General features: G+C 48.3%; 8 protein-coding genes and 2 pseudogenes. 6 read left to right on the top strand and 4 right to left on the bottom strand.

The annotated features are described in order from the left end of the window. Positions 1-96: 96 nt before the first annotated feature. Both gltB and GYX26_RS10045 read left to right on the top strand, forming a co-directional pair. Positions 97-4,563, top strand: coding sequence for a glutamate synthase large subunit (gene gltB, locus GYX26_RS10050; protein ID WP_174829140.1), 4,467 nt, complete (start codon positions 97-99; stop codon positions 4,561-4,563). Between the two features lie 49 nt (positions 4,564-4,612). Beyond that, the gene (locus tag GYX26_RS10045; RefSeq protein ID WP_174829139.1) at positions 4,613-6,022 is read left to right on the top strand and encodes an FAD-dependent oxidoreductase; all 1,410 of its coding nucleotides are present in this window, start codon (positions 4,613-4,615) and stop codon (positions 6,020-6,022) included. A gap of 78 nt (positions 6,023-6,100) precedes the next feature. Here GYX26_RS10045 and GYX26_RS10040 read toward each other — a convergent pair whose 3' ends face one another. Both GYX26_RS10040 and GYX26_RS10035 read right to left on the bottom strand, forming a co-directional pair. Beyond that, positions 6,101-7,729: an FAD-dependent oxidoreductase gene (locus tag GYX26_RS10040; protein ID WP_174829138.1), complete on the bottom strand. Its 1,629-nt coding sequence runs from the start codon at positions 7,727-7,729 to the stop codon at positions 6,101-6,103. Between the two features lie 13 nt (positions 7,730-7,742). Further along, entirely contained in the window at positions 7,743-9,251 is a 1,509-nt protein-coding gene (locus GYX26_RS10035; protein ID WP_370520882.1) for a polyamine aminopropyltransferase, read from the bottom strand. 249 nt (positions 9,252-9,500) lie between these two features. On the opposite strand from GYX26_RS10035, the gene GYX26_RS10030 reads away from it, so the two are divergent. From GYX26_RS10030 to speD, 4 genes are all read left to right on the top strand, one after another. Beyond that, entirely contained in the window at positions 9,501-9,899 is a 399-nt protein-coding gene (locus GYX26_RS10030; RefSeq protein ID WP_100089830.1) for a DUF350 domain-containing protein, read from the top strand. Positions 9,900-9,962: 63 nt separating this feature from the next. Continuing rightward, entirely contained in the window at positions 9,963-10,964 is a 1,002-nt protein-coding gene (locus GYX26_RS10025) for an SPFH domain-containing protein (protein ID WP_174829166.1), read from the top strand. Positions 10,965-10,972: 8 nt separating this feature from the next. Next, entirely contained in the window at positions 10,973-12,826 is a 1,854-nt protein-coding gene (locus tag GYX26_RS10020; protein ID WP_174829137.1) for a DUF4178 domain-containing protein, read from the top strand. After that, on the top strand, positions 12,826-13,191 hold the full coding sequence (speD, locus tag GYX26_RS10015) for an adenosylmethionine decarboxylase (RefSeq protein ID WP_174829136.1): 366 nt from the start codon (positions 12,826-12,828) through the stop codon (positions 13,189-13,191). Before GYX26_RS10020 ends, speD begins: the two co-directional genes overlap by 1 nt. A 91-nt stretch (positions 13,192-13,282) precedes the next feature. Here speD and GYX26_RS11730 read toward each other — a convergent pair. Then, positions 13,283-13,378: pseudogene (locus GYX26_RS11730) on the bottom strand (hypothetical protein); the annotation flags it as partial. A 496-nt stretch (positions 13,379-13,874) separates the two neighbouring features. Further along, a pseudogene (locus GYX26_RS11725) lies at positions 13,875-14,081 on the bottom strand (transposase); the annotation flags it as partial. Between the last annotated feature and the right edge of the window lie 166 nt (positions 14,082-14,247).

Below are 14,247 nucleotides of genomic sequence, written 5' to 3'. Positions count from 1 at the left end.
AAAAGCTTTTGACGCATATAGGTAAATTTTTGTATGTTTGTTATCTTGACTAATTAATTTGTACTTTGCAGTTAGTGCAGCAAGCGAGGTTTCCTGATGTCCAGCTTATACGACCACTCTCTGGTAAAAGAAAACTGCGGTTTTGGATTAATTGCCAATATTGAAGGCGAGCCCAGCCACAAGGTGGTGCGTACCGCAATATTGGGGCTGTCACGCATGCAGCATCGCGGAGCGATTCTGTCGGATGGTAAAACGGGGGATGGCTGTGGCCTGCTGCTGCAAATGCCGAAAAAATTCTTTCAGGCGGTAGCGGAGGAAGCAGGCATTACGCTGGCAAAGAATTTTGCCGTGGGAATGATTTTTTTTCCGCGCGATGAAGCATTGACACAGGAATATAAGGCTATTATTGAGGAAGAGCTGACACGTGAAACGCTGAATATTTCACTGTGGCGACCTGTGCCCACCAATCCGAAAATGCTCGGTGCCATTGCACTGGCAGATATGCCGCATATTGAGCAGGTATTTATCAATGCGCCCGCTGGCTGGCTGCCGCGGGATTTAGAACGGCGGCTGTTTATGACCCGCCGACGCATTGAAAAGCGCATTAATCACCGTGATTTTTATATTTGCAGCCTGTCTAATCAGGTGATGATTTATAAAGGGCTGTGCATGCCCAAGGATTTACCGCGGTTTTATCCTGATCTGGCTGATTTACGCATGCAAAGTGCGATTTGTCTGTTTCACCAGCGTTTTTCTACCAATACACTGCCGCGCTGGCAGCTAGCACAACCATTCCGTTATCTGGCGCACAATGGTGAAATCAATACCATTTCTGGTAATCGGGCTTGGGCAAAGGCACGCTCATATAAATATCACACTCCGCTGATTCCGGATTTGCAGACGGCGGCACCATTTGTGAATGAAACCGGCTCGGATTCCAGCTCACTGGACAATATGCTGGAGCTGTTTGTAAATGGTGGTATGGATTTGTTTCGTGCCATGCGCTTATTGGTGCCGCCGGCTTGGCAACACAATCCGGATATGGATGAGGACTTGCGCGCCTTTTATGATTTTAATTCCATGCACATGGAACCGTGGGATGGTCCGGCGGGGATTGTGCTCAGCGATGGCCGCTATGCAGCCTGTACGCTCGACCGTAACGGCCTGCGACCGGCTCGCTACGTGATTACTCAGGACAAGCTGATTACCATTGCATCGGAAGTGGGTATTTGGGATTACGCGCCGGATGAAGTAGTGGAGAAAGGCCGTGTTGGTCCGGGTGAACTGTTGGTGATTGATACGCGTGAGGGTAGGCTGATGCAATCGGCTGACATCAACACCGAACTGAAAACGCGCCATCCGTATAAGGAGTGGCTGGACAGAAATGTTCTATCACTGGTTCCGTTTGAGAAACTGCCGGATGAAGAAGTGGGCGAATCCAGTTTTTCAGCAGACAGATTGCTGGTGTACCAGAAGCTGTTTGGTTATGACTTGGAAGAACTGGAAAGTGTGGTGCGGGTGCTGGGCGAAAATGGTCAGGAAGCGGTGGGCTCGATGGGAGACGATACGCCGTTTGCGGTGTTGTCGCAGCGGCCTCGGGTGCTGTTTGATTATTTTCGCCAGTATTTTGCTCAAGTAACCAATCCACCGATAGACCCCCTGCGTGAAAAGCATGTGATGAGCCTGAATACCTGTATCGGGCGCGAAATGAGTGTGTTTTTTGAAGCTGAGGGAATGTCACACCGGGTGAATTTTAAATCGCCGGTACTACTGTACTCTGATATGCAGCAGTTGCTGCAATTATCAGCTGAACACTATCAGCATCATCATCTGGATGCAGTGTATAACCCGAACGAAACCAGCCTGAAAGAGGCACTGGTGCGCCTGTGTGATGAGGCCGTGGCCGCAGTCAGAAACGGGGCCGTGCTGCTGGTGATTTCAGACCGTAATGTCAGTCGTGATGCTATGCCAATTCCGGCTGTTCTCAGTGTTGGCGCGATTCAGCAGCGACTGGTGGAAACTAATCTGCGCTGTGATGCGAATATTATTGTTGAAACCGCTTCAGCACGTAATCCGCACCATTTTGCTGTATTGATAGGTTTGGGTGCCACGGCAGTGTATCCCTATCTGGCCTATGAGAGTCTGGCCAGAATGGTGAGCATTGGCGCGATTACCAAACCACTACGGCAGGTAATGATAAATTTCCGCAATGCCATCAATAAGGGTTTGTATAAAATTATCTCTAAAATGGGCATCTCGACTATTTCTTCCTATCGTTGTGCCTGTCTGTTTGAAGCAATCGGCTTTCATCATGAGGTGATGGAGCTGTGCTTTAAAAATATGCTTAACCGCATTGAGGGAGCAACTTTTGCTCAGCTCGACGCAGAGCTGCGCTGGTTTCATAAACGCGCTTGGCAGAAAAGCCGAGGGCTGGAAATCGGCGGTTATCTGAAATACAAGCCACAGGGTGAATTTCACGCCTATAACCCCGAAGTGGTAAATACTTTGCAGGCAGCCGTCAACAGTGGCGATTATGCCCACTATCGCCGCTATGCCGATGCTGTAAATAAGCGGCCCCCCTCTATGCTGCGCGATTTGCTGCGTCTGAGAACCGAAACTGCCACGCCGGTAGCACTGGAACAGGTGGAAGCGGCGGAAAATCTGTATAAGCGCTTTGACAGTGCGGCCATGTCGATAGGAGCATTAAGCCCGGAAGCACATGAGGCACTGGCCACAGCGATGAACCGGCTGGGCGGCTTTTCTAATTCCGGTGAGGGCGGCGAAGATCCGCGCCGTTATGGTACCGAACGGGTATCGCGGATTAAGCAGGTGGCTTCCGGCCGTTTCGGGGTAACACCGGCCTATCTGATGAGTGCTGATGTTATTCAGATTAAAGTGGCGCAGGGTGCCAAACCGGGTGAAGGCGGTCAGTTACCGGGAGACAAGGTTACCCCGTATATCGCGCAACTGCGCTTTGCGGTGCCCGGTTCTACCCTGATTTCGCCACCACCGCATCATGATATTTATTCGATTGAAGATTTAGCACAACTGATTTTTGATTTAAAACAGATTAATCCGCGGGCACTGATTTCAGTAAAGCTGGTGTCTTTACCGGGTGTTGGCACTATTGCCACCGGTGTAGCCAAAGCTTATGCCGATCTGATTACCATATCCGGTTATGATGGTGGTACGGGCGCCAGTCCGATTACCAGTGTGAAATATGCTGGCAGCCCGTGGGAGCTGGGGCTGGCCGAAGCACAGCAGGCGTTGGTGGAAAATAATCTGCGCCACAAAGTGCGTCTGCAAGTGGATGGCGGCCTCAAAACCGGTCTGGATATTGTTAAAGCAGCGATTCTGGGCGCAGAAAGCTTTGGCTTCGGTACCGGGCCGATGATTGCACTGGGCTGCCGTTATCTGCGCATCTGTCACCTGAATAACTGTGCTACCGGCGTGGCCACTCAGGACGACACCCTGCGCCAAGAACATTTCCATGGTTTACCGGAAAAAGCGATGAATTATTTCAAATTCATTGCACAGGATGTGCGCGAAATCATGGCACAGCTTGGGGTAACCCAGTTAACCGATTTAATCGGCCGTACCGAGTTGCTGGAAGTCATATCCGGCATTACGCCGAAACAAAGTACGCTGGATTTAAGCAAGTTGCTGTATTCACCGAAAGTGCCGGATGGCAGCTCGCGCTACTGTACCCAGACCAATCCACCATTTGATAGCGGCCGCCTCAACCGCACCATCATGCAGGATATTGGCGACGCGGTACAAAGCGGGGCTGATGTAGATTTAAGCTATGACATCAATAATACCGATCGCTCGGTAGGTGCCACTTTATCCGGCCAGATTGCTGCTGCTTATGGCAATCGCGGCCATGCACCACAGCGCTTTGATATATATCTGAATGGTACAGCGGGACAGAGTTTCGGTGTATGGCTGGCCGGAACGGTGAACCTGTATCTGACCGGAGATGCCAACGATTATGTGGGCAAAGGAATGGCCGGCGGCAAGATTGTGATTCATCCGCACGGCGGTACAGCATTCCAGCCGGAAGACACCACGATTATTGGCAATACCTGTCTGTATGGTGCTACCGGTGGCAAACTGTTTGCTTCTGGTAAGGCCGGTGAGCGTTTTGCTGTGCGCAATTCCGGAGCTACGGTTGTGGTGGAAGGTATTGGCGACAATGGCTGTGAATACATGACCGGCGGTGTGGTATGTGTACTGGGCAAAACCGGAATCAACTTCGGTGCCGGTATGACTGGCGGTTTTGCCTATGTGCTGGATGTGGACGGCGGTTTCAGGCAGCGCATCAATCCCGAGCTGGTGGAAGGGCTGGATATCAGTACACTAACCATGCATCAGGAAAATCTGCGCGGTCTGATTGCCGAGCATGTGGAAAATACCCACAGTCCGCTGGGAGAACGCATTCTGGCCAAATGGGACAATTATGTTAATCGCTTTGTGCTGGTTAAACCGAAAGCCAATGATGTAGATGCGCTGCTGGGACATAAACCGCGTACCGTTACCGAGTTGCGTGCTGTTACCCAATAAGGCCGCCGGACAATGCAGGAATAATTAGAAATAGTGCAAGGAACACCAGATGAGTCAACGCGAAAATGTTTACCAGTTTATCGATGTCCCGCGTGTCGATCCCCCGAAAGAGCCGCTGACCGTGCGTCAGCATGAATTTGCGGAAATCTATCAGCCGTTTACTACCGCACAGGCGATTGCACAGGCCGACCGCTGTCTGGCTTGCGGCAATCCGTATTGCCAGAACAAATGTCCGTTACACAATAATATTCCCAATTGGCTGCGGCTAGCGAATGAAGGGCGGATTATCGAAGCGGTGGAACTGGCGCATACTACCAACAGCCTGCCGGAGGTGTGCGGACGAGTGTGCCCGCAGGATCGTCTGTGCGAAGGTGATTGCACTCTGAATGCTGAATTTGGTGCGGTTACCATTGGTGCCATCGAAAAATACATTACTGAACAGGCTTTTGCGCAGGGCTGGCGCCCTGATATCAGCGCAGTAGAAAAAGTGGGCAAAAAAGTGGCCGTAGTGGGTGCCGGCCCGGCTGGACTGGGCTGCGCCGATGTGCTGATTCGCAACGGTGTAGACGTTACAGTATACGAACGGGCGACAGAAATTGGTGGCCTGCTCACATTTGGCATTCCGGCTTTCAAGCTGGAAAAAGAAGTGATGATGCGCCGGCGCCATGTACTTACCAATATGGGTATTGAATTCAAGCTAGGCGTCAATGTTGGCACAGATATCACCCTGCAACAGCTAGAGCAACAGTACGATGCTGTATTTTTAGGCGTAGGTACTTATCAGGGGCTGTGTGCCGGCATTGAGAATGAGGATGCCAGCGGTGTCTATCTGGCCTTGCCGTATCTGATTGGCAATACCGAAAATCTGCTGAATATTGCCAGTAAAGATTATGTTTCCATGGCCGATAAGCGCGTAGTGGTACTGGGCGGTGGTGATACTGCCATGGATTGTGTGCGTACAGCTTTGCGTCAGCAGGCAAAAGAAGTTATCTGTGCCTATCGCCGCGATGCCGCTAATATGCCCGGTTCCAAAAAAGAATTCAATAATGCGCGTGAAGAAGGCGTGCAGTTTAAATTCAATGTGCAGCCGCAGGCCGTAGTGACCAATGCAGAAGGTACCGTTACTGGTATTCAGGTGGTGAAAACCAGTATGGGCGCAGCGGATGAACGAGGGCGCCGCCGTGCTGAAATCGTTGCCGGCAGTGAAGAAGTAATTGCCTGCGATGCCGTGATTGTGGCGTTTGGTTTTGCTCCGCACAGCATGCCGTGGTTAAGCACTGTCGGCGTAACCGTGGATGAACGTGGCCGCATTCAGACTGGCGGCGAATATAAACAGCAAACCGCCAATCCGAAGATTTTTGCCGGCGGTGATATTACTCGCGGTTCAGATCTGGTGGTTACCGCCATAGCCGAAGGACGTGATGCGGCACAGAGTATCATGGATTATCTGGAAGTCTAATAAACTAATGACCAGATAAAACTGCCTGTGACCAACTGTATGGCCACAGGCAGTTTTGTTTTTCCAAGTAGCGATTGATTATTGCTGTGCCAGTATCTGTACTGCTGCACGTTTGCCCCAGTAGCAGGCTTCCTCAAAAATCGAATAACCGGATAAATCACTGTGAGCAAACTGTAAACGCCCCGTATAAGAACGCAGTGCCTGTAAGCCCTGATTGGCCAGATAGCCCGGCTGCGGTACCGCCATGGCGTGGCCGCGCAGACTTAAACGTGCCTGTAGTATGCGCCGGCGCAAGGCTACTCCGTAAATCTGTTCCAGCTCCGCTGCAGCACACTGGTAAATCTCCTCGGGAGAGGCAGACAGCATCCAGCGGCGCACATTGCCCGGTGTATCCTGATTCAGTGCCGTATAAGCCGTAAAAGATGTATAAGCCGGTGACCCTTGCCGGATTTGCTGATGGGTGGCCACCACATAACCCAGTCCCGCACCCTGATACAGAATATTGTCCCATGCCAGCTTGCTGCCCCTGCTTTCTGGTGGCATCCCGCGTAACAAGAAATTAGCCACAATCCACGGCGCATACTGCGGCATATGGCTTTCGGGCTTAAAACCATACTGTTGAATATTCTTAACCACATGTGCAGCAATATACAGCGGCATGGCACAGATGGCATGGCGCGCTTCAAGCCAGAAATATTTCTGCTGGCCGGTACAGACTAACAGGCGCACACCCTGTGCATGTTCTTCAATCGAAGACACAAAGGCATTCATGCTGTATGGTTGCTTAAATGGCTGGCTGCTTTCCGGCCAGCTCTCCAGTGGTTGCAGGCGGCAGAATGTGCGTATCCGTTGCGACAGCTCATGCAAACCATGTGGCCATGTCAGTACTGAACCATGCTCATTTTGTTCATTACCGCGTGCACAGAAGTAGTGTAAACCTGCCCAGGCACAGATTTGGCTGATACCCTGTCCGTAATCATCACGGCAGCTATAATCCAGATACCATAATAATGTTGGTGAATGATAACCCTGCTGTTGCAGCCAGTGTGCAAACGTTATCTGTTCCAGCCGGCGCCAGTGGCTGTCGGTACTGGACAAATCCAGCGGAATAGTAAACAGGCGTTTGCCATCGGCGCCGCGCTGATTGCTGAGCTGATGGATAAAGCGAAAAAAGCGTTCACTGTCGGCATCACGGCGTGGCAGCAGTTCATTCTGCCAGTTCTGCTGATAAAATAAGCGCTCATTGGGCACTTGCAGCAGGGCACGCTCATCATACAAACCATGCTGGTAAAGCTGTAAATCGCCTAGTAATTCACGAATGTGTTCAGACTCGGGCGAGGGCAGGGGCAGGTAATGAGCGCCGGTTGGATAATCCACGCCAAACTGACTTTCGCCGCGATTATTGCCATTACGTTCCGCACCATCAAGCAGGATATAGTCCTGCATGCCCTGTCTGGATAATTGCCAAGCGGCGGATAAGGCAGCGGCTCCGCTGCCGATAATCACCGTATTGGCGTAGCGTGTGGGGATATTTGCAGGCGGGTGCACTTGTGCATCACGAATAGCATGGCCAATCGCCTTGCCCGGAAAATCCACACTAATTGGCGGTCTTCCGGGCACAAAATAACGCCACGCCTCGTAGCTGGTTAATCCCAACATGCTGACACCGAGTGCATGGCCGAGAAAGCGGCGGCGACTGATTTTCATCCTTAATACTCCCTTAGCGCATCACCGCACGCCAGTCTGCTTCAAAGTATTCCACCAGTTTTTGCGTATTCAGATGATTGACTTCAACCGCACGTCGCTGCATGTCTTTCGGAAAGTTAAACATTTCGCGAGTACTGTTAGCATCCAGATACCGGGTTGGTACACGATAATCATTGGGAATCAGAAACTCACCCTCCTGACTGGCCATCACATAGCCCCACTCACCAAAGGAAGGAACATAAACATGATAGGGCAGGGTTTTCAGTCCGGCCGCTTCCAATGTAGTGACAATGCACCAGAAAGCGTTGGGTGCAAAATAGGGTGAAGTGGATTGCACCACAATATTGCCATGTGGATTTAAATGCCTTGCCACCATACGGTACATCGGTACAGAATACAGCTTACCCAGAGAAAAATTGGCAGGGTCGGGAAAATCGATAATAATTACGTCGAATTTTTGCTGATTATGTTCCAGCCATTGTGCAGCATCGGCATTGATAATGCGCATTTTCGGATGATTGAGTGAATTCTGATTGAGTTCGCGCAGTTGTGCCGACGTGCGGAATACTTTGGTCATGCTGGCATCCAGATCAACCAGCGTAACCTGTTTAACCTGTGAATATTTCAGCACTTCGCGCGCCGCCAGCCCATCACCGCCGCCCAGTATCAGAATATTAGCAGCCCTTGGATTCTGCTCCATTGCCGGCAACACCAGTGCCTCGTGATAGCGTGCTTCATCCACCGAAGAAAACTGTAAATTACCATTAATAAACAGTCGGGTATCATTATGCCATTTGGTGATTACCAGCCGCTGATAAGGAGAAGCCGTGCTATACACCACAGGGTCACCGAAATAATGCTCTTCAGCCTTGTTGGTAATCTGATTGGCGTAACAGAAAAAAAGCAGCAGAATAAGCAGTACTATATTGCCCCGCAGGCACAAGTGCCGATAATGGCGCAAATCTTTCTTAAACAGGCGCGCAGTTAATAGCGCAACAACTGTATTCAGAATCCCGAACAGTAAAGCACTTCTAGCCATGCCCAGCTTCGGTGCCAGAATCAGCGGAAACAGCAGCGAAACGGCCAGCGCACCAAGATAATCAAAGGTGAGTACCCGGCTAACCACTTCCTTAAACTCAACCTCACGCAAATTGAGCACCCGCATCACCAGCGGCAGTTCCATACCGGTGATGATGCCAATAATCAGCACCAGCCCATACAGTACCGAACGAAACGGAGCAGCGGAAAAACCAAACAGCACAAATAAAAGCAGTGCAGAAATACCGCCGACAATGCCCACCAGAATTTCAATATCAATAAAGCGGCTTAACGCATCTTTGTCATGAATATAACGGGTCAGATGAGCGCCAATACCCATGGCAAACATATACACACCAATGATCGACGAAAACTGAAGTATCGAATCCCCAAGCAGATAGCTGGCCAGTGCCGCCATAATCAACTCATAGGCCAGCCCGCAACTGGCTACCACAAACACCGACACAATTAATGCAGGATTCACAATTTATCCTTTATTGATTTCTAATATTGCAGGTACAGTGATTTGTACCAGTTTCACAAGTAAGCCCTGCCATTACTGTAAAGCAGCCTTGCTAGCCCATAACAACGGCCGGAATCCAAGCTATTCCGGCTACACAACAATCTGTGCAGATTCAATTGTTAATTTATTGCTGGTTAAAGTAAAAACATACTATACAAAATTATTATTATACGGTATGTTTAAGAGCAGAAATAATCAGGAAAATGAAATATGGCAATTACCTTATGGCAGTACTTGCAGTATTTAAAATACTTCGCTGTTGCTCTGCTTTTGCTAATCGGGTTTATTATTGTCTACCTGCGCATCACTCCTGTAGCTGAGCTGAAATTAATTAAACAGGGCAATATAGCCTGTGCTACTTCACTCAGTGGTGCCATGACCGGTTTTTGCATCACCCTGATTTCCAGCATGCTGCAATCAGTAAGCCTGATCAGTTTCATTATCTGGGGCGTGGCAGCCATGATTGTGCAGATTCTGGTGTATTTTATTGCCACTCTGCTTATTCCCAAAGCCAATCAGGAACTGGCAAACAATAATATCGCAGTTGGCATTCTGTTTTTTGGCCTGTCTGTAGCTATTGGTATTCTCAATGCTGCTGCATTAAGTTAATAATCAAATTTTTAAATCTGGATACGAACAATGGTACTGAATTCAATTTTTGGTAGTAATGGTTTGGGTGGCTTCATCAAGAAACAATTTATTGACGTTATCCAGTGGGAAAATCCCGACCCCGAGGTATTAATGTGGCGTTTCCCGTTACAGGATCAGGAAATCCAAAATGGCGCTGCCCTGATAGTACGGGAATCCCAGAATGCCATGTTTGTGGATGAAGGAGCCATTGCTGACCAGTTTGGCACCGGCACGTTTACTCTGAATACCCAGAACCTGCCGTTACTCACCAACCTGAAACACTGGGGCAAATTATTTCAGTCGCCATTCAAATCTGATGTGTACTTTTTCAACATGCGCCAGCAGCTATCCAGACGCTGGGGCACAGCACAGCCGGTTACCATTCGTGACAGTGATTTCGGCGCCGTTTCCGTGCGCTCATTTGGTATGTATTCCTTCCGTATTGCTCAACCGGCGGTGTTTTTTCGCGAAGTAAGCGGCGTATGTGAGGAATATCGCACTGAAACACTGGAAGAGCAGTTGCGTAATCTGGCTGTTACCCAGCTGGCCAGTGCTTTTGGTAGTTCTGATATTCCTTTTCTGGATATGGCCGCCAATCAGCTGATGCTGTCACAGCAAATGACTACTCTGCTGCAACCGGCATTTGCCGCCATTGGGCTGGAGCTGGAAAACTTTACCGTAGAAAGTATTACCCTGCCCGAAAGTCTGCAACAGCGTCTGGATGAACGCATGGGTATGGGTATAGTTGGCGATATGGCACGTTATACCCAGTATCAGACTGCACAGGCCATCCCATTGGCTGCCCAGAATGAGGGCGGTGTTGCCGGTATCGGCGCTGGGCTGGCGGCAGGAATGAATATAGCCAATGTCATGACCTCAGGTATTACCGGTGCCACAGCCACACCTGCTGGTGGTGCTGAAGCCGCTGCCACAGACCTGACTGCCAGACTGGCACAACTGAAAACCTTACTGGAGCAAAACCTGATTAGCCAGGATGATTACGATACAGCCAAGGCTGAGATTATCAAAAAAATCACTGGTTAACTGGCTGTATGAACAGTTCTTCTTATCTACTGCATAGTACCTGTCCCAGCTGCGGAGCTGAAATCGGCATTCATTCAGCTACCGCGGTAACTGCTGTTTGTGGTTATTGTCATTCTGTTTTATTAATTAATCAGAATAAATTGGTTCAGTCTGGCCGCCATTCTGCGGTTTTAAATGATTTGTCGCCACTACAAATCGGTACCACCGGTGTGTGGCAGGGCAAACCATTTACCCTGATCGGGCGCATGCAGGTTAATTACGATGCTGGTTCGTGGAATGAATGGCATGCGCTGATGCATGATGGTAGCAGTGCATGGCTTTCCGAAGCTAACGACCGCTTTGTTTTCACCCGTCTGCAACCAGCACTGCCTGATCTTCGTGCCTTGCCTGAGTTCAGCAACCTGAAAATTGGTAATACCTTTTTCAAATACAAAGAGCGCCGTTATGCTGTTGCCGATATCCGGAATATCCAGCGTGGCCAGTATGCCGCCGAGGGGGAGTTGCCTATACCCTTACCGCAGTCTGAAACTGCTCGGGTAGCCGATTGCCGCAATGGCACATCTTTTATCACGCTGGATTATTCAGACGGAGAGGTTCAGCCACAGGTATTTGCCGGTAAGGGGATAGCACTAAAATCACTGCGTTTGCAAAATACCCGTACACCCGAGCAGATTCGCACCCGTGCAGGCCATGTTAAGGGCAGCGCCAAAAGAGGTAAATGCCCTAATTGCGGTGGCGAAATCCGCTGGGTAAGCGGCGTTGCCGATTATGTTGTGTGCCAGTATTGCCGTAGCCAGCTGGACATGGGGGAAGAAACTGCCCAGCTGCATGCGACTAGTGAAATGCGTCAGCATCAGGAGCGCCACCTAACCATTAAAATCGGCAGCAGAGCGCGGATTGGCAATGAAAGCTGGTGGGTACTGGGCGCGATGGTGCTGTATGAAGTACCTGTTAATAAAGTCATGCAGGACGTACCTTTATATATTCAGGTAGCCGAGCATGAGGAAACTGAAGCAGAAACGCTTGGCTGGACGGAATATCTGCTCTATTCCCCCAAAAAAGGATTTTTATGGCTGCTGGAGCTGGAAAACAATCAATGGGCACTGGCTTCAACACTCGATGACTGGCCAACCTTAAACAGGCCATTAGAGCCAATTGATTTTAGAAAGGATGAAATTCCTTTTCTTTATGATTATGCCGCTCAGGTTCTCTATGCTGCTGGTGCTTTTTATTGGCAGGTAGCACCGGGCGACAGTATGTATTACGTCGATTATGGCTGTGAACAGCGTAAATTATCCACAACGCTAACCCGTAACGAACAGTCGTGGTCGGTTGTCAGCAGTATTCCGGCCTCATTAGTAGCTGCATGGTTTCAGGGTAATAAAAATATCAGCATCAAGGCAAAACCACTGCCAACTGATAAGGCCGTTAAAATTGTCCGCGAACATCAAAACATCAAGGCAAAAGATTTTACTATAGGTAATATCAGAAAATGGCGTTTGCAAACTGTCATGAAGCCCGACATTGATGTTCGCACTGCCAGCTTCTGGATGGCTTTATTTATTGTTTTGAATTTTCCGATATTTTTTATGATATTTGTAGGAGGGCTGGCTAATAATGATTTTGGCATCACGCCATTAATATTTCATTTTATCACTTACGGATTGCTTGTAAAAATTCCTTATCGGGAATGGGGTATATTTGAATCTACAGACAGTGCCAAAAAATATAACCTTTATTTAGCAGCTCTGATTGTCATCATATTTACTTGGTGCAATTATGCTGTATTTAATAATCAATCAAACTCAGTAAATTCTTCACATGGCGGCTATTATGGCAGCGGCGGTCGGTGGCATAAATAATGCAGCTTAATCATGCTATAGGACAACATTGTCTGCTAGATGTATATCAACTGAATAGTAGCTGGTTGCAGGATGCCATTGCTATTGAAAAGGTATTGCTTCAGGTGGCACAGATGGCGCAGGCGCATATTTTGGCCAGCCATTTTCATACCTTTGGCGGCAGCGGCGGCGTGACCGGTGTACTGTTACTGGCGGAATCACATATCAGCATTCATACATGGCCGGAACACCACTATGCTGCCATTGATATTTTCATGTGCGGGCGGTTACTGGTTGAAGCAGCGGTAGCTGAATTACAACAACTACTACCAGATGCACAGATGCAGATTCGCTGGTTAGCACGTGAATATTTGCCAAAAGTATAAAAATATATTTTCCGGCCTGCGCCAATATAAATATCCCATACTTAGTATGCAAAATAACTAGAAAATTACGATTTCAATTTAATGTTTATATTCAATTGGTGTTATAAGTCGTTAATTGTGACTCGGTTTCTTTCCTTGCTTGTGTCAGATTATTAAAAAGATATAAATCCAGTACCTCTGTACGATACGAACGATTAAATCATTCAATATGCCCATTTTGATATGGGTTGCTTGATTGAATATGATTGATGGTTATATCACGTGATTTTGCCCAGTTAGTAAATGTTTTCCGCTAAATTCTGGCCTGTTATCCATCCGACTTTTTAATGGATAACTCTATATTGAGACAGTTTATTGAAGTAACGGGCAATTCTCTTCGCCAATGAAGTGATTGCAATATCAATGCTTAATGTTTCCCGATTAAAATGATTTATTATATTGAAAGCTCTAAAGCGACGCTGATTTCGACTGCGGCCACTCATAAAAGCCATTGACCAGCATTCACCTTGTTTATTGGGTGTGGATAACTTCTGTGGGCTGCATAGGAGGTGCGATTTTTACGTTTTGTCCTGAGAAGTTATAAGCACAGCTGCTTAAGCCAGTAATAGAGCAGCTGATGGCAATAGTAGGAGGATGATTTGCTTGTCGTTCCTGCGTGCAAGCTTTAGGTGTCGTTATAGGCACTACAGCTTTTTTATGATTTCCTCTTGAAGCAGGGATTTTAAGCTCAGCTTGGCAATTATCTGTTTGAGTTTACGATTTTCAGCTTCCAGCTCCTTTAAACGATTGATATCTGAAATTTTCATATCGTTGTTTTTTTGCCATTTATAAAAGATAAAGTTGCCCATTCCATATTTACGGCATAGTTCTTTACCCGCAACATCGGCTTGCGCTTCTTTTAAATAGAGATAATTTAGTGCTCAGTCTTTTTGTAAATACCCCATAGTTAGTACAAAACTGACGTAGAAAATCATGCTGCTTGTTTTAGTGTTTTATACTCAATCGGCGTCATATTATTTAGTGCTTCATGAGGTCTTTCGGTGTTATAAATGGTTA

It is taken from the genome of Snodgrassella sp. ESL0253 (assembly GCF_013344965.1).
Classification (GTDB): domain Bacteria; phylum Pseudomonadota; class Gammaproteobacteria; order Burkholderiales; family Neisseriaceae; genus Snodgrassella; species Snodgrassella alvi_B.
The sequence above is the reverse complement of the archived record's forward strand: the minus strand, read 5'-3'. Positions and strand labels throughout refer to the sequence as shown.